This window comes from Streptomyces sp. NPDC046977 (genome assembly GCF_040644455.1).
Classification (GTDB): Bacteria; Actinomycetota; Actinomycetes; order Streptomycetales; family Streptomycetaceae; genus Actinacidiphila.
In genome coordinates this window covers 266,895-286,343 of the sequence record NZ_JBEYWO010000001.1, presented here as the reverse complement: position 1 = coordinate 286,343, position 19,449 = coordinate 266,895, and the positions used below count along the sequence as shown (strand labels likewise).

General features: G+C 72.0%; 18 protein-coding genes. 5 read left to right on the top strand and 13 right to left on the bottom strand.

Features of this window, described 5'->3' with window-relative positions; all coding sequences use genetic code 11:
• The 3 genes from ABZ883_RS01165 to ABZ883_RS01155 are packed head-to-tail and all read left to right on the top strand — an operon-like array spanning nucleotide 1 to nucleotide 3,091.
• Nucleotides 1-807 (top strand): STM4013/SEN3800 family hydrolase, encoded by an 807-nt coding sequence (locus ABZ883_RS01165; protein ID WP_360899428.1) that lies wholly within the window; start codon nucleotides 1-3, stop codon nucleotides 805-807.
• On the top strand, nucleotides 804-2,192 hold the full coding sequence (locus tag ABZ883_RS01160; protein ID WP_360899425.1) for an STM4012 family radical SAM protein: 1,389 nt from the start codon (nucleotides 804-806) through the stop codon (nucleotides 2,190-2,192). Before ABZ883_RS01165 ends, ABZ883_RS01160 begins: the two co-directional genes overlap by 4 nt.
• 11 nt (nucleotides 2,193-2,203) lie before the next feature.
• Entirely contained in the window at nucleotides 2,204-3,091 is an 888-nt protein-coding gene (locus ABZ883_RS01155; protein WP_360899422.1) for an STM4011 family radical SAM protein, read from the top strand.
• 46 nt (nucleotides 3,092-3,137) lie between these two features.
• On the opposite strand, the gene ABZ883_RS01150 is transcribed toward ABZ883_RS01155, so the two are convergent.
• Both ABZ883_RS01150 and ABZ883_RS01145 read right to left on the bottom strand, forming a co-directional pair.
• Complete coding sequence (locus ABZ883_RS01150; RefSeq protein WP_360899419.1) at nucleotides 3,138-3,944, bottom strand: SAM-dependent methyltransferase; 807 nt, start codon at nucleotides 3,942-3,944, stop codon at nucleotides 3,138-3,140.
• A 228-nt stretch (nucleotides 3,945-4,172) separates the two neighbouring features.
• Nucleotides 4,173-5,039, bottom strand: a complete 867-nt coding sequence (locus ABZ883_RS01145) for a helix-turn-helix transcriptional regulator (protein WP_360899416.1) — start codon at nucleotides 5,037-5,039, stop codon at nucleotides 4,173-4,175.
• 135 nt (nucleotides 5,040-5,174) lie between these two features.
• Here ABZ883_RS01145 and ABZ883_RS01140 point away from each other — a divergent pair, with 135 nt between their 5' ends.
• Nucleotides 5,175-5,633: an ATP-binding protein gene (locus ABZ883_RS01140; protein WP_360899413.1), complete on the top strand. Its 459-nt coding sequence runs from the start codon at nucleotides 5,175-5,177 to the stop codon at nucleotides 5,631-5,633.
• Nucleotides 5,634-5,670: 37 nt separating this feature from the next.
• On the opposite strand, the gene ABZ883_RS01135 is transcribed toward ABZ883_RS01140, so the two are convergent.
• On the bottom strand, nucleotides 5,671-6,462 hold the full coding sequence (locus tag ABZ883_RS01135) for an SGNH/GDSL hydrolase family protein (RefSeq protein WP_360899410.1): 792 nt from the start codon (nucleotides 6,460-6,462) through the stop codon (nucleotides 5,671-5,673).
• 264 nt (nucleotides 6,463-6,726) lie between these two features.
• Here ABZ883_RS01135 and ABZ883_RS01130 point away from each other — a divergent pair, with 264 nt between their 5' ends.
• Complete coding sequence (locus tag ABZ883_RS01130) at nucleotides 6,727-7,557, top strand: tyrosine-protein phosphatase (protein ID WP_360899407.1); 831 nt, start codon at nucleotides 6,727-6,729, stop codon at nucleotides 7,555-7,557.
• Between the two features lie 16 nt (nucleotides 7,558-7,573).
• Here ABZ883_RS01130 and ABZ883_RS01125 read toward each other — a convergent pair whose 3' ends face one another.
• The 10 genes from ABZ883_RS01125 to hpnE form a co-directional block, all read right to left on the bottom strand.
• On the bottom strand, nucleotides 7,574-7,705 hold the full coding sequence (locus ABZ883_RS01125) for a DUF6126 family protein (RefSeq protein WP_360899404.1): 132 nt from the start codon (nucleotides 7,703-7,705) through the stop codon (nucleotides 7,574-7,576).
• A 23-nt stretch (nucleotides 7,706-7,728) separates the two neighbouring features.
• On the bottom strand, nucleotides 7,729-8,349 hold the full coding sequence (locus ABZ883_RS01120) for an XRE family transcriptional regulator (protein ID WP_360899401.1): 621 nt from the start codon (nucleotides 8,347-8,349) through the stop codon (nucleotides 7,729-7,731).
• Nucleotides 8,350-8,422: 73 nt separating this feature from the next.
• Nucleotides 8,423-9,826: an aspartate aminotransferase family protein gene (locus tag ABZ883_RS01115; protein ID WP_360899398.1), complete on the bottom strand. Its 1,404-nt coding sequence runs from the start codon at nucleotides 9,824-9,826 to the stop codon at nucleotides 8,423-8,425.
• A complete protein-coding gene (dxs, locus tag ABZ883_RS01110) occupies nucleotides 9,807-11,732 on the bottom strand; it encodes a 1-deoxy-D-xylulose-5-phosphate synthase (RefSeq protein WP_360899395.1) in 1,926 nt (641 codons plus the stop codon). The genes ABZ883_RS01115 and dxs overlap by 20 nt, the downstream gene beginning before the upstream one ends.
• A 34-nt stretch (nucleotides 11,733-11,766) precedes the next feature.
• Nucleotides 11,767-12,933 carry a flavodoxin-dependent (E)-4-hydroxy-3-methylbut-2-enyl-diphosphate synthase gene (gene ispG / locus ABZ883_RS01105; protein ID WP_360899392.1) on the bottom strand — a complete coding sequence of 389 codons (1,167 nt, stop codon included), beginning with the start codon at nucleotides 12,931-12,933 and terminating at the stop codon, nucleotides 11,767-11,769.
• 7 nt (nucleotides 12,934-12,940) lie between these two features.
• Nucleotides 12,941-13,969 carry an adenosyl-hopene transferase HpnH gene (gene hpnH / locus ABZ883_RS01100; RefSeq protein ID WP_360899389.1) on the bottom strand — a complete coding sequence of 343 codons (1,029 nt, stop codon included), beginning with the start codon at nucleotides 13,967-13,969 and terminating at the stop codon, nucleotides 12,941-12,943.
• A gap of 5 nt (nucleotides 13,970-13,974) precedes the next feature.
• Nucleotides 13,975-14,610, bottom strand: coding sequence for a 1-hydroxy-2-methyl-2-butenyl 4-diphosphate reductase (locus tag ABZ883_RS01095; protein ID WP_360899386.1), 636 nt, complete (start codon nucleotides 14,608-14,610; stop codon nucleotides 13,975-13,977).
• Nucleotides 14,610-16,637: a squalene--hopene cyclase gene (gene shc / locus ABZ883_RS01090; RefSeq protein ID WP_360899383.1), complete on the bottom strand. Its 2,028-nt coding sequence runs from the start codon at nucleotides 16,635-16,637 to the stop codon at nucleotides 14,610-14,612. Before shc ends, ABZ883_RS01095 begins: the two co-directional genes overlap by 1 nt.
• A 98-nt stretch (nucleotides 16,638-16,735) precedes the next feature.
• Nucleotides 16,736-17,857 carry a polyprenyl synthetase family protein gene (locus ABZ883_RS01085; RefSeq protein ID WP_360899380.1) on the bottom strand — a complete coding sequence of 374 codons (1,122 nt, stop codon included), beginning with the start codon at nucleotides 17,855-17,857 and terminating at the stop codon, nucleotides 16,736-16,738.
• Nucleotides 17,854-19,296 (bottom strand): hydroxysqualene dehydroxylase HpnE, encoded by a 1,443-nt coding sequence (gene hpnE / locus ABZ883_RS01080; RefSeq protein ID WP_360899377.1) that lies wholly within the window; start codon nucleotides 19,294-19,296, stop codon nucleotides 17,854-17,856. The genes ABZ883_RS01085 and hpnE overlap by 4 nt, the downstream gene beginning before the upstream one ends.
• Nucleotides 19,297-19,449: the final 153 nt, after the last annotated feature.

Genomic DNA, 19,449 nt, shown 5'->3' with positions numbered 1-19,449 from the left:
ATGAACGAGGTCGTGGGCAGCCACGACATCCTGCTGGTCACCCTCGACACCCTCCGCTACGACGTGGCCGAGGAGTTGGCCGCGGCCGGCCGTATCCCGCACCTGGCCCGCCATCTGCCCGGTGGCCGGTGGGAGCGCCGGCACGCGCCCGGCAGCTTCACCTACGCCTCCCACCAGGCGATGTTCGCGGGCTTCCTGCCCACGCCCGCCGAGCCGGGCCCGCACCCGCGGCTGTTCGCCGCGCGGTTCGCGGGCAGCGAGAGCACCGCGGACGGCACCTTCGTGTACGACACGCCCGACCTCGTGTCCGGGCTGGCCGCGGCCGGGTACCGGACGGTGTGCGTCGGCGGGGTGGGCTTCTTCAACAAGCAGGGACCGCTGGGCTCGGTGCTGCCCGGCATGTTCCAGGAGAGCCACTGGGAGCCGGAGTTCGGGGTGCCCTCCCCCACCTCCTTCGAGGCGCAGGTGGCCCGCGTGGAGAAGGTGGTGGCCGGGCTGCCGCGCGAGCAGCGGCTCTTCCTGTTCGTGAACGTCTCGGCGCTGCACCAGCCCAACTGGTTCCATCTGCCCGGCGCCACCCGCGAGTCCGGCGACACCCGTGCCTCGCACGCGGCGGCGCTGGAGTACGTCGACCGGCACATCGAGCGGCTGTTCACCGCCGCCGCGAGCCGCGGGCGCTGCTTCGCGGTCGTCTGCTCCGACCACGGCACGGCCTACGGGGAGGACGGGCACACCGGCCACCGCATCGGCCACGAGGTCGTCTGGACCGTGCCCTATGCCCACTTCTTCCTCGACGAGGCCCGATGACCCGCACCGACACGACCGTCCCCGAGGCAGCGGCGGCGACAGCGCCCGCGCCCGAGCGTCCGTACCAGCACTACGTCTACGCGTACCCGCACAAGACGGCCTACCGTCCGCTGCCCCGCGGGAGCGCCCGGCTGCGCGAGCTGTGGGCGGACGAGCCCAAGGACGCGCTCTCCCTCTACTTCCACATCCCCTTCTGCGAAGTGCGCTGCGGCTTCTGCAACCTCTTCACCCGGATCGGCGCCCCGGACGGCCTGACCACGGCCTACCTGGACGCCATGGAACGCCAGGCGCGGGCCGTCCGCGAGGCGCTGGGCGACGGGGCGCGGTTCGCCAACGCGGCCTTCGGCGGCGGCACTCCGACCTTCCTGGAGGCCGCCGAGCTGGAGCGGCTGTGCGACCTGGCGGAACGCGTCCTGGGCGCCGACCTGACGGCGGTGCCGCTGTCCGTCGAGGCCTCGCCCGCCACGGCGACCGCGGACCGGCTCTCCGTGCTGGCCGCGCGCGGCACGACGCGGCTGAGCCTGGGCGTGCAGAGCTTCGACGACGCCGAGGCGCGCGCCGCCGTGCGCCCGCAGCGCCGCGCCGACGTCGAGGCGGCCCTCGGCCGCGTCCGGGACGCCGGCATACCGGTCCTGAACGTCGATCTGATCTACGGCATCGAGGGCCAGACCGAGGTGTCCTGGCAGCGGTCCCTCGACACGGCCCTCGCCTGGGAGCCGGAGGAGCTCTACCTCTACCCGCTGTACGTACGCCCGTTGACCGGTCTCGGCCGGCTGGCGGGCGAGGCCTCGACGGACCGCGACACCGCGTGGGACGAGCAGCGCCTGCGCCTGTACCGCCACGGGCGCGACCACCTCCTCGCGCACGGCTACGAGCAGGTGTCGATGCGCATGTTCCGCCGGTCCGGCGCGCCCGCGGACGGCGGCGGGGACTACGCCTGCCAGACCGACGGCATGGTGGGCCTGGGCTGCGGCGCCCGTTCGTACACCTCGGCGCTGCACTACTCCTTCGACTACGCCGTCGGCATGCAGGAGATACGCAGGATCGTCGACGACTACACCGCCCGCCCCCAGGAGGACTTCGCGGACGCCGACTTCGGCTGGGCGATGGACGCCGAGGAGAGCCGTCGCCGCCACCTCCTGCAGTCGCTGCTGCAGGCCGAGGGCCTGCGTGCTGCCGACTACCGGGCCCGTTTCGGCACGGTGCCCGGCGAGGACTTCGCCGCCGAGCTGGAGCGCTTCGCCGATCGCGGCTGGCTGGACCCCGCCGCGGGGCCGGGGCTGCTGCGGCTGTCCCCGGAGGGCCTGGCGCACTCCGACGCGATCGGCCCGGCACTGTTCTCCGCCGCGGTGCGCTCCCGCATGGCCGCGTACGAACTGAAGTGAGGGCGCCTGCCATGGATCTGACGGTTCTCTACCGGGGCCCGCTCGCCTCGTGCGACTACGACTGCCCGTACTGCCCCTTCGCCAAGCGCCGGGACAGCCGCGCCGAGCTGGCCGCCGACCGGGCCGCGCTGGAACGCTTCGCGGGCTGGGCGGCTGCGCAGCACGGCGACCGCCTGTCGCTGCTGTTCACGCCGTGGGGCGAGGGCCTGGTGCGCTCCTGGTACCGGCGCACCCTGGCGGAGCTGAGCCGGCTGCCGCACATCGGCCGGGTGGCGATCCAGACCAATCTGAGCTGCCGCACGGACTGGCTGGACGCCGCCGACCTGTCCACGCTCGCCCTGTGGTGCACGTTCCACCCCGGGCAGACGCCCTACGACCGCTTCCTCGGCAAGACCCGCGAACTGGCGGACCGGGGCGCCCGTTTCAGCGTGGGGGTGGTGGGCCTGCCGGACCATCTGGAGGCAGCCCGCCGGCTGCGGGCGGACCTCCCGGACCATGTCTACCTGTGGATCAACGCCGCCGAGGGACACACCTACGCCGACGCCGAGGCGGACGAGTGGACCGCCCTCGACCCGCTCTTCCCCTGGAGCCGCCACCCGCACAGCAGCGCGGGCCTGCCCTGCCGCACGGGCGAGTCGGTGGTCTCCGTGGACGGCGAGGGCACGGTCCGCCGCTGCCACTTCGTCAGGGCCGAGCTGGGCAACCTCTACGACGGCTCCTACCGGGCCGCTCTGGGGCCGCGCGCCTGCCCGCTGGCGGTGTGCGACTGCCACATCGGCTATGTCCACCTGGAGACGCTGCCGCTGTACGACGTGTTCGCGGGCGGGGTCCTGGAGCGGATACCCGCCGCGTCGCCCCGGCCGGTCCACGCGGTCGCGCGGCCCGTGCCCGGCGCCTGAACCCCGGACGCGGGCCGTGGGCACCGGGCGGCGGCGGGTGGGCCCGTCAGGGCTTGTGGCCGACACCGCCCCAGAATGCGATCCGCGTGTGCTCGCCGGTCTCGGGCAGCGGGGTGTCGGGCCGCCAGCTCGGGACCTGCACCAGGCCCGGCTCGACCAGCGGGAACCCGTCGAAGAAGGGCTCGATCTGCTCCCTGCCGCGCAGCGTGAGCGTGGAGGTGGCGTTCTTGTAGGCCTCGCCCGCGTCGGCGTCCACGTCCCGGTGGAAGTCGGTGGTCGCATGGGACAGGATCAGCCGGCTGCCGCTCGGCAGGTTCTTGCCGAGGGTGTGCACGATGCCCATGGGGTCCTCGTCGTCGCGCACGAAGTGCAGGAGGGCGACGAGCATCAGCGCCACGGGCTCGTCGAAGTCGATGAGTTCGCGCAGCGTGGTGTGCTCGAGGATCGAGTCGGGGTCGCGGACGTCGGCGAGGAAGAAGCCCGCGTTGCCGGTGTTGGTGAGCCGGGCACCGGCGTGGGCGGCCACGATCGGGTCGTTGTCGACATAGGCGACGCGCGCGTCGGGGACGACGGTCCGGGCGACCTCGTGGGTGTTGGGCGAGGTGGGGATCCCGGTGCCGATGTCGATGAACTGCCGGATGCCCTGCGCGGCGGAGTGGCGTACGGCGCGCCGCATGAAGTCCCGGTTGGCGCGGGCGCTGGGGCGCGCGTCGGGGGTCATGCGGATGACCATCTCGGCGGCTTCGCGGTCGGCCTCGTAGTTGTCCTTGCCTCCGAGGTAGTAGTCGTACATCCGCGCAGGGTGGGGCCTGCTGGTGTCGATCTCGTCCGCGGAGAAGCCCTTGTCGGTCAACGCCGTGCTCCGTTCGGAATCCTCTGGTCCGGGTGGATCCAGGTCGGTGCGGTGGGGTGCCGCAGGTGAGGCGGCCGCGCGGGGCGGCGAGGGACCGCCCGGCCCGCTCCGGCGCTCCGTGTGCATGACATCATCCCCCGGCCGGTGCCGGTGGGGCAGGTGGTTTCCGGACGGGCATACGTCGACGGGGCCGGGGACGGGGCCGGGTTGTCCTGGTGCGGCCGCACGTCATGTCTCCCGGAGGATGTCGCGGAGGATCTCCTCGGTCCGCTGGGCCGGCGCGGCCTGGGCGCACATCCGGTCCAGCGCCTCGAGGAAGGACGAGACGTCGTCGCGGTCGTCGAAGTAGACGGAGCCGACCAGGTTCTCGGAGTAGACGACGTCCGGCAGTTCGTCGGTCTGGAAGCGGAAGATGTGGAACGGCCCGTACATGGCGGGGTGCGGGCCGTCGGAGAACCGCATGACCTGCAACCGTACGTTCGGCAGCGAGCAGCTGTCGACGAGCCGGGAGATCTGTGCCCGCATCAGTTCCGGGCCGCCGATGGGTCTGCGCAGCACCGTCTCGTCGATGACGATCCACACCAGGGGCGCGTCCGGGCGGGAGAGCAGGGCCTGCCGCTCCAGGCGCACCGCGACGACCCGCTCGACCTCCTCCGCGGAGGCGCGCGGGCGGCCGGCGCGCAGCACTTCACGCGCGTAGTCCTCGGTCTGCAGGAGCCCGGGGATGTAGTGCGGTTCGTAGGCGCGGATGACGCTGGCCTCGCCCTCGATGCTGACGAAGGCGCTGAACCAGTCGGGCAGCACGTCGCGGTAACGGTGCCACCAGCCGGGGCGGTTGGCCTCGCGGGCGAGGGAGACAAAGGCCTCGACCTCTGCCGGGTCGACGACCCCGTAGGTGTGCAGCAGTTTCTCGACGTACGGGATCTTCAGGCCGACTTCGGCCTTCTCCATGCGCCGGATGGTGGCATGCGTGACGTCCAGCGCCCGGCCCGCGTCCTCGAAGCTCAGCCCGGCCTTCTCGCGGAGGTCCTGCAACCGCTTCCCGAGCACCACCCGCAGGACGGTGGGAGCACCGGCCGCCCGTGCGTCCGTCACGACCACTTCCCCAACTCCCCTCAACGGAGAGCAGTGTGTCATGCCGTCATCGGAATCGAACAGTGCGCGAGGGCCGTTCTGCAAATTACAGATCGCATCTTGCCAACAGTTCGAACGAAACCGCATAGTACTGACGTGGCCCCCTCACCAGACGCTCTGCGGTTAGAGCGCCGTGGCGACCTCGACGCCCGTCGCTGTCACGACCTGTTCCGTTTGCCCGCCCACGGGTCCTCGGTCGCCGCGGCACGCCATCGCGTGCGGGCGCGGCTGCGGGAGTGGGAGGCGGACGAAGGTCTGCGCGACGACGCCGAGATGATCGTCTCCGAGCTCTTCACCAACGCCGTACGGCACACCGGCAGCGAGTACATCGCGTGCGCGCTGTGGTTCGACGGCGAGCGACTGCGTCTTGAGGTCACCGACCAGGGGCGCGCGCCGACGGCGCCCCGGCCGCGTGCGGCGGGGGTGGACGAGGAGGGCGGCCGCGGGCTGCTGCTCGTGGGCGCGCTGTCGCAGGCGTGGGGGGTCCGGCCCTCCGACGACGGCCTGGGCCGTGTCGTCTGGGCCGAACTGGTCGCCGGCACGAGCGCCGTGTGACCACACCCCCGCTGTGAGCACACGGCCCGAACGGGAACTACAGCGGCAGCAGGTCGGGGCGCTTGGGCTCCACGTGGTCGCCCGAGGACTCGCCGCGCAGCCGCCGCCCGATCCACGGCACGAGGTACTCCCGCGCCCACTGGATGTTGTCCCGGCGGATCTCCGCGGGCGCGCGGAACGGCTCCGGCGGCCAGGGCTGGTCCGGGTCGGCCGGCACGTCGAGCCCCAGTACCTGCCCGGCGCGCAGCGCGACCCGGGTGTGGCCCTCCGCCGACAGGTGCAGCCGGTCGGAGCCCCAGGCCCGGCGGTCCTGCACCGAGCGCAGCGACCACAGGTCCAGCACAGGGCTGTCGTGGCGGTCGGCGATGGCCCGCACGTGGGCCGTGTACGTGGCGATCTTGCCGCGCAGGTGGCGCAGCACGGGAACGCCTCGGGTGTCGAAGCCGGTGCAGAGCACGACGGTGCCGACGGCGTCCGTGAGGCGGGCGACCGCCGCCTCGTAGCGCTCGGCCACGTCGTCGGGGTCGCTGCCCGGCCGGAGGATGTCGTTGCCGCCCGCGCAGAAGGTCACCAGGTCCGGACGGAGTTCGATGGCCCGGGGCACCTGCTCGTCGACGATCTGGTCGAGGAGCCGGCCGCGCACCGCCAGGTTCGCGTACCGGAAGTCGTGCTCGGGGCGGCGATCGGAGAGGAGAACGGCGAGCCGGTCGGCCCAGCCGATGAAGTGTCCGTCCGGTCCGGGGTCGCCCACACCTTCCGTGAAGCTGTCCCCTACGGCTGCGTACGACCCGATCGCGCCACTGCTGTCTGTTGTCGAATCGTCTGCCACGTCAGCAGATCATCCACCTCCCGAAACGGGCTACGCCACCGTAACCAGGGCCTGACGCGGGGTGATTCATCCCACCCGCTCAAATGCGCCGCGGGCGGAATACGGCGGGCCCCCGAGCTGTCCGGTGGTCCTCCCGCGACCGGGTGGCCGTGCCCGGACATCACATACCGCTCGGTACGTCAACGGAACCCGTGTGTCGTAGGGTCAGCAGTGGTCCGGCCGCCGGTGACCAGCACCGCCCGGCCCGCGAGCAAAGGAGCGCCGGTGACCCAGCAGACGCCGCAGACCGCCTCGTCGGAGCCCGAGCTGACCGGGGTGCGCAACTTCCGTGATGTCGGCGGGCTCCCGACGACCGACGGCCGCCGGGTACGGCACGGACGGCTCTTCCGCAGCGGGCACCTGTCGCACACCACCGAGCAGGACGCCGCCTTCCTCGCCTCCCTCGGCCTGCACACGGTCTTCGACTTCCGGAACGCCTCCGACATCAAGCTGGAGGGTCCCGACGTCGACCTGCCGGGCGTGCGCAACGTGAACATGCCGCTCAGCGACCCCGCCCACGGCGCCGAGTTCTGGACCACCGTCCGCGAGGGCGACATCGAGGCGCTGCGCGCCACTCTCGGCGACGGCCGGGCCGCCGCCCGCATGCTGGAGGCCTACCACCGGATCGTGCTGGACCGCACCGCGGAGCACAGCCGCATGCTGGAGCTGCTGACCGAGGAGGAGTCGGTGCCCGCGCTGCTGCACTGCGCGGCGGGCAAGGACCGCGCGGGCACCTCGATCGCGGTGATCCTGCTGGCCCTGGGCGTCGAGCGGGAGGCGATCGTCGCGGACTACCTCAAGAGCAACGAGGCGCACCGCCGCTACCGCGTGCAGCGCGGCGAGCACGCCGAGCCGGCCGGCACCCCGGAGGTCATGGAGCTGCTGAGCCCGCTCTTCGACGCCCGCCGGGAGTACCTGGAGGCCGCCTTCGACACGATCGAGGAGCACTGGGGGTCGGTCGACCGGTACCTGGAGGACGGGCTCGGCCTCACCCCGGAGCGCCGTGAGCGGCTGCGCTCGCTGCTCCTGGAGAACGGGGCCGCGGACCCGGCGTGAACCGGCCCGCCGGGGCCTACTTGGCCCCGGCCAGGTGGAAGATCAGGAAGAAGAACGCGGCGATGATGTGCACCCCCACCAGGTAGATGAAGGCACGGACCTTGAAGCCCATCGGGGCCTTTTCGGAACCGGGGGTCTTGACGGACACGGGAAGTCCTCTCATCGGACGGGTCAGGGGGTGCCGTGCGGTCGCGGTGCCCGGCCGTTGCCCAGGCAGAGGTCCGCGACGGGGCTGCGCAGCAGCGTGTGGACGAAGAGCAGGTCCACACCGCCGGGCGAGGCGGCCGCGATGCGGTGCGGGGTCATGGAGTCGAAGTGGGCGCTGTCGCCGGGTGCGAGCCGGTCCACGGCCTCGCCGAGGGTGAGCCGCAGCTCGCCCTTCAGCACGTACAGCCATTCCTCCCCGGGGTGCACCCTCACCAGCCCGTCCTGGGGGCCCGGCGGGACGTGCAGGCGCAGGGCCTGCATCGCGCGTCCCGGGTTCCCGGTCGGCCAGTACGTCCAGCCGCCGGCGTCGGCGGGCTCCACGGTCCCGGCGCGCACGACGGGGTCGCGCTCGGGGGCGGTCTCGCCGAGCAGCTCGGAGACCGAGGTGCCGTAGGTGCGGGCGAGGGCGAGCAGCATGGGGAGCGACGGCTGCCGCTGTCCGGTCTCCAGCCGCGACAGGTGCGCCGGCGAGAGCCCGGCGCGGGCGGCGGCGGCTTCGAGGGTCAGGCCGCCGCGGCGGCGCAGGTCCCGCAGGCGGGGTGCGACATCCGGCAGGGGCTCGTCCTGCCCCGGTGTCGAGGTCATGCTTCAGGTATAGACACACTTCGCCCCGGAGGCAAAAAACTTGCCTCCGGGGCAAAAGTCCTCGGGCGGGCGGTCAGCGGTGCGCGACCGCCTGCTTCACCAGTGTCCTGCCGAACTCCCACATCAGGCCACCGCCGCCGTGTGCGTCGTCCATCACGGCGGTGAAGGCGGTCACGAACCGGTCCACCTCCTGCTCGCCGATGATCAGCGGCGGGATCAGTTTGATCACCTCCAGGTGGTCCCCGGAGACCTGGGTGAGGATGCGGTGCCGCTGCAGCAGCGGTACGACGACCATCTGCGCGAACAGCCCCTTGCGGGCCGCCTGCAGCATCGTCCAGCGACTGCGCAGGCCGAGCGATTTCGGGCGGCCGAACTCGATGCCGATCATCAGGCCGCGGCCGCGGACCTCGTGCAGCAGCTCGTAGCGGTCCACCAGCGCGGCCAGCCGCGTGCGCAGCAGGTCGCCGCTGGCCCGGGCGTTGGCCACGATCTGCTCGTCCTCCATCACGGACAGCGTCGCCAGGCCCGCCACCATCGCCTGCGCGTTGGAACCGAAGCTGGCGGAGTGCACCAGCACCCGGTCCATGGACGAGTAGACCTTCTTGAAGATCCAGTCCTTGCCGAGCGTGGCGCCGACCGGCACGTAGCCCCCGGAGAGCGCCTTGCTGACGCACACCAGGTCCGGTTCCACGCCCTCGTCGTGCTGGTAGGCGAAGAAGTCGCCGGTACGGCCGAGGCCGGTCTGCACCTCGTCCGCGATCAGCAGGGCCTTGTGCCGGCGCAGCAGGTCCTGCGCGGCCCGCAGGTAGCCCGGGGGCGCCGCGTGGACGCCCTTGCCCTGGATGGGCTCGACGATCAGCGCCGCCACGTCGCCGCGGGCCAGCTCCCGCTCCAGGGCCGCCAGGTCGCCCAGCGGCACCGCCGTGTCGGGCAGCAGCGGGGCGAAGCCGTCGCGGAAGCCGCCCTCGCCGTTGACGGACAGGGAGCCCGTGGTCAGGCCGTGGAAGGCGTGGTCGCAGTAGAGCACGCGCGGCCTGCCGGTGACGAAGCGGGCGAACTTCAGGGCCGTCTCCACCGCCTCCGTGCCGCTGTTGCCGAAAAACACCCGGTCCAGGTGCGGGGTGTACGACAGCAGCTTCTCGGCGAGCAGTCCGGGCAGCGGCTGGCAGTCGAAGCGCGTGAGGTCGGCGAGGCCCGCGTCCAGCACGTCGTGCAGGGCCTTGCGGACGACCGGGTGGTGGCGGCCGAGGCCCATGACCCCGAACCCGGCGAGCATGTCGAGGTAGTCCTGGCCCTCGTCGTCCCAGAAGTAGGCGCCCTCCGCCCGCTCGTAGACCCGGTCGAAGCCGATGGTGTGCAGCATCCGCGGCAGTTGGTGGTTGAGGTACCGGCCGTGCAGGTCGTAGCGCTCCGCGCCCCGCTCGGCCAGCAGCGTCGCCAGGTCGAAGCCCTTCGGCTCAGGATCGGGCGGTGTCATCGCTCGTGTACTCCTCGGTCCGTTGCTCCGTGTGCGCCCCGAGACGGGCGAGGGTCGCGCCGATGCGGCCCGCGATCTCCGCCGGGGTGAGCCCGATGTCGGCCAGCAGTTCACCGCGCTTGGCGTGGGCGAGGAACTGCTGCGGGATGCCGAAGTCCCGTACCGGCACATCGGTGTCGGCGTCCCGCAGTGCCTGGGCCACGGCCGAACCGACGCCGCCCGCACGGCCGTTGTCCTCCACGACGGCCACCATGCGGTGCTCCGCCGCCAGTCCCGGCAGGGCCGCGTCCAGCGGCTTGACCCAGCGGGGGTCGACGACGGTGACGCCGATGCCGCGCTCGCGCAGCAGGGCTGCCGCGGCCAGGCAGACGTGCCCCAGCGCGCCGACGGAGACCATGAGGACGTCGGGGCGCTCACCGCGGTGCAGGACGTCCATGCCGCCGGCCCGGTCGATGGCCGGCAGCGGCTCGCCGACCGTCTCCTTCGGGAAGCGGACGACCGTCGGCGCGTCGTCCACGTCGAGCGCCTCGCGCAACTGGGCGCGCAACTGGTCGGCGTCGCGCGGCGCGGCGATCCGCAGGCCGGGCACGACCTGGAGGATCGACATGTCCCACATGCCGTTGTGCGAGGCGCCGTCGTCGCCCGTCACACCGGCCCGGTCCAGGACGAAGGTGACCCCGCACTTGTGCAGCGCCACGTCCATCAGCACCTGGTCGAAGGCCCGGTTGAGGAACGTCGCGTAGACCGCGACCACCGGGTGCAGGCCGCCCGTGGCCAGACCGGCGGCCGAGACCGCCGCGTGCTGCTCGGCGATCCCCACGTCGTAGACCCGGCGCGGGAAGGCCTTGGCGAACTTGTCCAGGCCCACCGGCTGGAGCATCGCCGCGGTGATCGCCACGACGTCCTTGCGCTCGGCACCGATCTTCAGCATCTCGTCGCCGAAGACCGAGGTCCACTTCGGGCCGCTCGACGGGGTCAGCGGCTCGCAGGTCAACGGGTCCATGGCGCCCACCGCGTGGAAGCGGTCGGCCTCGTCGCGCTCGGCGAAGGCGTATCCGCGGCCCTTCTCGGTGAGGCAGTGCACCAGGACCGGCCCGCTGAAGCGCCGGGCCCGGCGCAGCGCGGACTCCACCGCCGCGACGTCGTGCCCGTCGATGGGGCCGACGTACTTCAGCCCCAGGTCCTCGAACATGCCCTGGGGCGCGAAGGCGTCCTTGAAGCCCTTCTTCGCCCCGTGCAGGGACTCGTACAGCGGCTTGCCGACGACCGGCGTCTGGTTGAGCACCTGCTTGCCCCAGGCGAGGAAGCGCTCGTAGCCGTCGGTGGTGCGCAGCGCGGCCAGGTGGTTGGCGAGGCCGCCGATGGTCGGCGCGTAGGAGCGCTCGTTGTCGTTGACGACGACGATGAGCGGGCGGTCCTTCGCGGCGGCGATGTTGTTCAGCGCCTCCCAGGCCATGCCGCCGGTCAGCGCGCCGTCGCCGATGACGGCGACGACGTGGTCCTGGCGGCCGAGCACCTGGTTGGCCTTGGCGAGCCCGTCCGCCCAGCCCAGCACCGTGGAGGCGTGGCTGTTCTCGATGACGTCGTGCTCGGACTCGGCGCGCGACGGATAACCCGACAGTCCCCCCTTGCCGCGCAGTTTGGAGAAGTCCTGACGTCCTGTCAGCATCTTGTGCACATAGGACTGATGACCCGTGTCCCACAGGATCCGGTCGGCCGGCGAGTCGAAGACCCGGTGCAGCGCGATCGTCAGCTCGACCACGCCGAGATTGGGCCCCAGGTGACCACCGGTTCTGGCGACCGCCTGCACCAGGAAGTCACGGATCTCCGACGCGAGTTCGTCCAGCCGCTCCTGCGGGAGGACCTTCAGATCGCGCGGACCACGGATGTTTTCGAGCAGCGACACTTTCCCACCTCGCTCCCCTCCGGGGATGGTTCGCTCAACTCACACTGATCTGCGGCTCCCCTGACGGGATTCCGTCGGCCTCCATCTGCTCGGCGAGCTTCATGGCCTCCTCGATGAGGGTCTCCACGATCTTCGACTCCGGCACGGTCTTGATGACCTCGCCCTTCACGAAGATCTGCCCCTTGCCGTTGCCCGAGGCCACCCCCAGGTCCGCCTCGCGCGCCTCACCCGGACCGTTGACGACACAGCCCATCACCGCGACCCGCAGCGGGACCTCCATGCCCTCCAGACCCGCCGTCACCTGGTCGGCCAGCTTGTACACATCCACCTGCGCCCGGCCGCACGACGGGCACGAGACGATCTCCAGCCGCCGCTGCCGCAGGTTCAGCGACTCCAGGATCTGGATGCCGACCTTGACCTCCTCCGCCGGAGGAGCCGACAGCGACACCCGGATCGTGTCCCCGATGCCCTCGCTCAGCAGCGCGCCGAACGCCACCGCCGACTTGATCGTGCCCTGGAACGCCGGACCCGCCTCCGTCACACCCAGGTGCAGCGGGTAGTCGCACTGCGCCGCCAGCAGACGGTAGGCATTGACCATCACCACCGGGTCGTTGTGCTTCACCGAGATCTTGATGTCCCGGAAGCCGTGCTCCTCGAACAGCGAGCACTCCCACAGCGCCGACTCCACCAGCGCCTCGGGCGTCGCCTTCCCGTACTTCTCCAGCAGACGCCGGTCCAGCGACCCGGCGTTCACCCCGATCCGGATCGGCGTACCGGCGTCGGAGGCCGCCTTCGCGATCTCCTTCACCTTGTCGTCGAACTGCCGGATGTTGCCCGGGTTCACCCGCACCGCCGCGCAGCCCGCGTCGATCGCCGCGAACACGTACTTCGGCTGGAAGTGGATGTCGGCGATCACCGGGATCTGCGACTTCCTCGCGATCTGCGGCAGCGCGTCCGCGTCGTCCTGCGAGGGGCAGGCGACCCGCACGATCTGGCAGCCGGCCGCCGTCAGTTCGGCGATCTGCTGCAGCGTCGCGTTGACGTCGGCGGTCAGTGTGGTCGTCATCGACTGGACGGACACCGGCGCGTCGCCGCCCACCGCCACCGGCCCGACCTGGATGCGCCGCGAACGGCGGCGCTCCGCGAGCGGTCGGGCCGGTACGGAGGGCAGGCCGAGCGACACACGCTCGACTGCGGTCATCGCGACGTCACTTCCCGCGGTTTCCGGCGACGGTCTCGCGGCCGGCCCTGATGGACTCCTTCAGGGAGGTCATCGTGGCCAGGACGGCGGTCGGCTCGTAGCCGCAGTGCGCCATGCAGTTGGCGCAGCGCGGGTCCTTGCCGCGGCCGTACTTGCTCCAGTCGGTGTCCTCGATGAGCTCCTTGTACGTGGTCACGTACCCGTCGCTCATCAGGTAGCAGGGGCGCTGCCAGCCGAAGAGCGAGTAGTTGGGAATGGCCCACGCCGTGCAGGGGAAGTCGACCTTCCCCTCCAGGAAGTCCAGGAACAGCGGACTGTGGTTGAGCCGCCACCGCGCCCGGTTGCCACCGGAGAAGGCCTTCCGGAACAGCTCGCGGGTCTGCTCGACGCCGAGGAAGTGCTCCTGGTCGGGCGCCTTCTCGTAGGCGTACGCCGGCGAGATCATCATCTCGTCGACCTCGAGCTCGTCATTGAGGAAGTTGAGCACCTCGATGATGGTCTGCGGGGTGTCGGTGTTGAAGAACGTCGAATTCGTGGTGACCCGGAAACCGCGCCGCTTGGCCTCCTTGATCGCCTCAACGGCCTCGTCGAAGACGCCCTCCTTGGCCACCGACTCGTCGTGCCGTTCGCGCAGGCCGTCGATGTGCACGGCGAACGCGAGATAGCGCGACGGCGTGAACTTGTCGAGCTTCTTGCGGAGCAGCATGGCGTTGGTGCAGAGGAAGACGTATTTCTTCTTCGCCACCAACTGCCGCACGATCTCGTCGATCTGCGGGTGCATCAGCGGTTCCCCACCGGCGATGGAGACCATCGGCGCACCGGATTCCAGAACCGCGCCGACCGCCTGCGCGACCGGCATGCGCTGCTTGAGCACCCCGGCGGGGTGCTGGATCTTCCCGCAGCCCTCGCATGCGAGGTTGCAGGCGAAGAGCGGCTCCAGTTCGACGATGAGAGGGAACTTCTCGCGCCTGCGGAGCATTTTCTGTTCGAAGAGGTAGGTGCCGACCCGGATGGACTGACGGAGAGGCATGGCCATCTAGCTCACCTCCAGGGGAGCGCGGTAGAGCGGTGCCAATCAAGAAATGCCGGAAGAAGATCCCTCAGTACGCGGAACGCGGTGATTCCGGTGCGGAGGGTGCCGAGACGCACGAGCTCGAACTCGGGCGTGTCGACGACCACACGTGCCGCCGCGACCGGGCGTGGACCCCGGGCGAGCGCGGCCCGCATCATCGCCGCCGACTCCATGTCGACGGCGATGGCACCGGTGGACCGGAGCGCCGTGCGCTCCGGTCCCCGTACGACATGGTCCGACTCGGCGAGCCGGCCGATGTGCACGGTGTGCCCGGCCGCCTTGAGCGCGGCGGCCAGTGTCGCACCGTCCTGCGGGCCGTCGGCGACCACCACGTCGCCGGGCCGCATTCCGGTGGCCAGTCCGGCGCAGAAGCCGGTGGTGAGAACGGGGGCCCCCTCGAGCGCGGGGTCGCGGAGCGCCTCGGTCACGGCGCGCTCCGCCGCCTGCGGCCCCATACCTGTGCGCACGAAGACGACCGGGGGTCCCTCCCCCGTGCCGCGGGGGTGGGCCCCCGCCGCCGCGCGCGCACGGCCGGCGCCGCGCAGTGCGAACCGTTCCACCCGCAGCGCGCAGACGATGAGCAGAGGTGGGCCGGACGGCCCCATCAGTCCCCCTTCCGTACGCCGCCGAAGGGCTCCCCGTGCACGTAGCGCCCGAGGGCGGTGAGCGGGAACACCATCCGGTAGAGGTGGTAGTTGATGGAGAAGTCCCGTGGGAAGCCGGTGCCCGTGAAGTAGGGCTCGTCCCAGGAGCCGTCCTCCTTCTGGGTCTCGACGAGCCGGCGCACGCCGCGTGTGACGGATTCGCTCTCCCGCTCACCGGCCGCCAGCAGCGCCATCAGCGCCCAGGCGGTCTGGGAGGGGGTCGACTCGCCGCGGCCGGCCCAGTCGGCGGAGGAGTAGGACCGCAGGTCCTCGCCCCAGCCGCCGTCCTCGTTCTGCACCGACTCCAGCCACTCCACGGCCCGCCGGACGGCGGGGTGGCTGCCCGGGAGCCCGGCCGCGACGAGGGCGGGGACCACCGACCCGGTGCCGTAGATGTAGTTGACGCCCCACCGGCCGAACCAGGCGCCGTTGGGCTCCTGTTCGGCGAGCAGCCAGTCGATGCCGCGCCGCGCGTGGGGGTCGTGCTCCATGCCGAGGGCGGCGAGCATCTCGACCACGTGCGCGGTCACGTCGGCCGAGGGCGGGTCGATGACCTCGCCGAAGTCGCAGAAGGGCAGCCGGTTGGGGAAGGCGCTGGTGTTGTCGGCGTCGAACGCGCCCCACGCGCCGTTCTTGGACTGCATGCCCAGGTTCCAGCGGACGCCGCGCTCGACGGCGGACCTCAGCCGGCCCGGTTCGGGGTGGTCGACGCGCAGCAGGGCGAGGACCACCTCGGCGGTGTCGTCGATGTCGGGGTACGTGTCGTTCTCGAACTCGAACGCCCAGCCCCCGGACGGCAGATCGGGCCGCTGCACGGCCCAGTCGCCGCGCTTGCTGATCTGCTCGCCGAGCATCCACTCGGCCGCCTTGACCAGCGCCGGGTCGTCGGCCGGGACCCCGGCGTCGGCGAGGGCGATGGCGGCGAGGCAGGTGTCCCAGACCGGGGACTGGCACGCCTCGATCATGCGGGTGTCCTCGTCCGGCCAGACCGCGAAGTCGTCGAGGGCCCGCAGGCCGGCGCGGAGCACGGGGTGGTCGAGGTCGTAGCCGAGCAGGTGGAGCGCGATCACCGAGTAGACGGCGGGGGGCTGGATGCCGCCGAAGCAGCCGTCGTTCTCCTGCCGCTCGATGATCCAGCGGGCGGCGGAGCGCAGCGCGGCCTGGCGCAGCGGCCGGACGCTGATCCTGCGGTAGGCGTGCAGGGCCCTGTCGACCCGCTGGAACACCCCGTCCCAGCTGCCCAGGAAGGCCCGCTTGACCGGCGGGTTCGGCAGCGCCGGGTCGACGTGCAGCTCGTCGATCCCGAAGGAGACCGGCCGCACCGGCCGGTGGGCGGCGACGATGGTGAGCGGCACAATGGTCTGCCGCGCCCAGCTGGCGAAGGAGTAGATGTTCAGCGGCGCCCACTTGGGCAGGAAGATCAGCTCGGGCGGCAGCTCGGGCAGGTCTTCCCAGCGCCACCAGCCGAACAGGGCGAGCCAGATCCTCGTGAAGACCCGGGCCCGGGCGACACCGCCCTGCTCGCGTACGAAGGCGGAGGCCGACGCCATCCACGGGGCGTCAGGTGCGTCCCCCGCGAGCCGGAGCGCGACGTACGCCTCGACGGTGGCCGACACGTCGCCGGGACCGCCGTGGAAGGTCGGCCAGGCGCCGTCGGCGCGCTGCTGGGACCTGATCCAGCGGGCGGCGGCCGCGACGATCCGTTCGTCCTGGATACCGAGGAACTGACGGAGCAGCAGGTCCTCGGCGTCCATCGTCACATTGGTCTCGAGGTCGCCCTTCCACCATCCGTCAGGGTGCTGACGGGCCAGCAGGTGGTCGGTGGCGCGCCGCGCCGCGCGCGCCGCCTCCGTCTCGATGGGACGTGTCGTGCCGTCGCGTGACGAGCCGGGCGTCGCATGCGTCGGTCTGCCCGCTGTCCTCGTGCTGGCCGAGGGTGCCCCGGAGGCCGCGATGCCCCCGGAACCGCCGTCGGTCGTCGCTGTCATGGCTTCCCCTTTGCACAGTCGTTCTGTCTGCGGTGTTGGGGCTGCCGTCGGCCGTTACGCGCACCCGGCCGGCGACGTACTGCGCTCCACTTGCGTCCTTACTTCTCGCGAACCACCACAAAATCCGCCAGGCCCACGAGCTTACGGCGAACGTCACCCGACATGTCCATTTTGTCGAGTGCGGAAATTGCGGTGGCGTACTGGCGTCGGGCCTCCTGGGATGTCCACTCCCGACCCCCAGCCTCCTCGATCAACGCCGCCCTCGTCGCGAACTCTTCCTCGTCGAAGGACTCAATATCATTACGGTCCAACGAATCCGCGGCCTTCGCATCCGCTGCCAGCAGCTCCGCCAGACGCTCCGAGGCCGGGCCCCCGGCGGCCAGCGCCGCCACCACCGGCAGCGACTTCTTGCGCTGGCGCAGGTCGCTCCAGGTCTGCTTGCCGGTTGCCGCCGGGTCGCCCCAGATGCCCAGCAGGTCGTCGATGGCCTGGAAGGCCAGACCCAGGTGGTAGCCGTACTCCTCCAGCGCGTCGGCGTCCGCCTCGGAGGCGCCGCCGAGCACCGCGCCGATGGAGGAGGCACAGGCCAGCAGCGCGCCGGTCTTGTTGCCCTCCATCTCCAGGCACTCCTCGACGGTGACCCGCTCGCGGTGCTCGAAGGAGATGTCCTGCGCCTGACCGTCGATCAGCTTCCGCGTGGCGGTGGTGATCCGCCGGGTGGCCCGGCCGGCCTCCGCGGTGCCCTGCTCCAGCAGGATCTCGTTCGCGAGCGCGAACAGCGCGTCGCCGACCAGGATCGCCTGGGCGGGACCGTGCACCTTCCAGACCGTGTCGCGGTGCCGGCGCTGCTCGTCCCCGTCCATCAGGTCGTCGTGGAGCAGCGAGAAGTTGTGCACCAGCTCGACCGCGACCGCGCCGGGGATGCCGGTCTCCGGGCCCGCCCCCGCGGCCTCGGCGGAGAGCAGGGCCAGTGCGGGACGGACGGCCTTGCCGCTGTCGCCGTGGGTGGGGTTGCCCGCGGCGTCGATCCACCCGAAGTGGTAGGCGGCGACGGTGTCCATGGGGGGTGCGAGACGGTCCACGGCGGCGCGCAGCACCGGCGTGGACAGCTCGCGGCCGCGCTCCAGGAGCGCGGTCACGGTCGCTCTGTCGACGCCCGTGTTCATCTGCTCGTGGCCAGCGGTCACAATGTCTCCTCTGGTTGCACTGGTGAGGCTCATGCCGGCTCCAGGCCTTCGATGTCGAAGGGGCGTGGGTCGAAGGGATGGCGGAGTGCGGTCAAAGCTGCTCGGGAGGCTTGCAAACCGCTGCGGACTGCGCTTTCCATGGTCGCGGGCCAGCCGGTCGCGGTCCACGCGCCGGCGAGCCACACACCGGGCGCCCGGGTACGGGGCCCGGGGCGCAGGGCGCCGACACCGGGGGTGGGCGCGAAGGTCGCCGTCCGCTCCCTGGTGACGAAGAAGTCGCGTACGACGGCGTCACGCGTGGCCGGGAGCAGCCGCTCCAGCTCGGGCAGGTAGCGCTTGCGCAGCTCCGCCACCGGGAGGTCGATCTCCTCCTCGGCCGCGGACTGGGACAGGGCCAGGTACTGACCGCCGCCGGTGAGCCCGGAGGGCTCGGTTCGGTCGAAGACCCACTGCACGGGGCTGCCGAGGGCCGCGAGGAAGGGCTGCCGCAGCACCTCGCGGTCGTAGACGACGTGGACGTTGAGAATGGGCGCGGTCCCGATGCGCAGCAGGGCGCCGGGGTCCTCCAGCGCGCCCGCGGGCAGCAGTCCGTGCGCCTCCTGCTGCGGGACGGCCAGCACCACGACGTCGGCGGTGAGGCGCTCGGCGCGGCCGGGGCCGGTCTCGGCCTCGACCTCCCAGACAGCGGCATGATCGTCCGTGTCGCCGCCGGACCGTACCGGCTCGGCCGCGTCCGTGCGGGTGACCGAGGTGACGCGGGCCCGCAGCAGGGTCCGCACCCCGGCCTTGTCCAGGGCGGTGCGGGCCCGGTCGTCGTGCAGTTCGCCGAGCGGCCGGGAGGCCCAGCCGATGTCGGCGGCGCCCGGGTCGGACAGCAGGCCGGTCTTGAAGACCATCGCGGCCAGGCCCAGCGAGGAGTTCCCCGCGGTGGCGTTGAGGGTCGCGACGCCGACCAGGTCCCACAGGGCCTCGATCGTGCGCGGCGACTGGCCGCGCCGGCTCAGCCAGCTGCCGAAGTCCACGGTGTCCAGCGCGGGGTCGGCGAGGTCGAGCCCCCGCAGGGCCAGCGCTGCACGGCCGACGGAGGCACGCTCGGCGAGCGACAGGTGCGGATAGGTGGCCAGGCTCGCGGCCAGGTGCAGCGGCACCGGGAGCGCGGCGCGCCGCAGCCGGCCGAGCCGCGGCCGCGCGCGGCCGACGTCGAGCACGGGCACGTCGAGCCGGTCCTGCACGGTGACGAGGTCGGCCGCGTCGATCCGGTCCAGGAACCGGCGGTACGCGTCGCAGCAGCGCAGGAAGACGTGCTGGCCGTTGTCGACGGTCAGGTCGCCGCGGCGGAAGGAGAACGCGAGGCCGCCCAGCCGGGGCCGGGCCTCCAGCAGGGTCACGCGCAGCCCGGCGTCGGCCAGGGCCAGGGCCGCGGTCGTACCCGCGAGCCCGCCGCCGACCACGACGGCCGTGTGCTCAGCCATGCGCCCTCCCCCTCGGCCCGCCCCGCGGGGCGCACCGCACCGTTGCCGACAGTGACGCACCGGACACGGTGCCGGTTGCCACGGAGCGGGAAAACACGTTCGTCCGCCGCGGGCATGCTGACGTACCCGGTTCGGACGCGCCGCCCGGAGCGG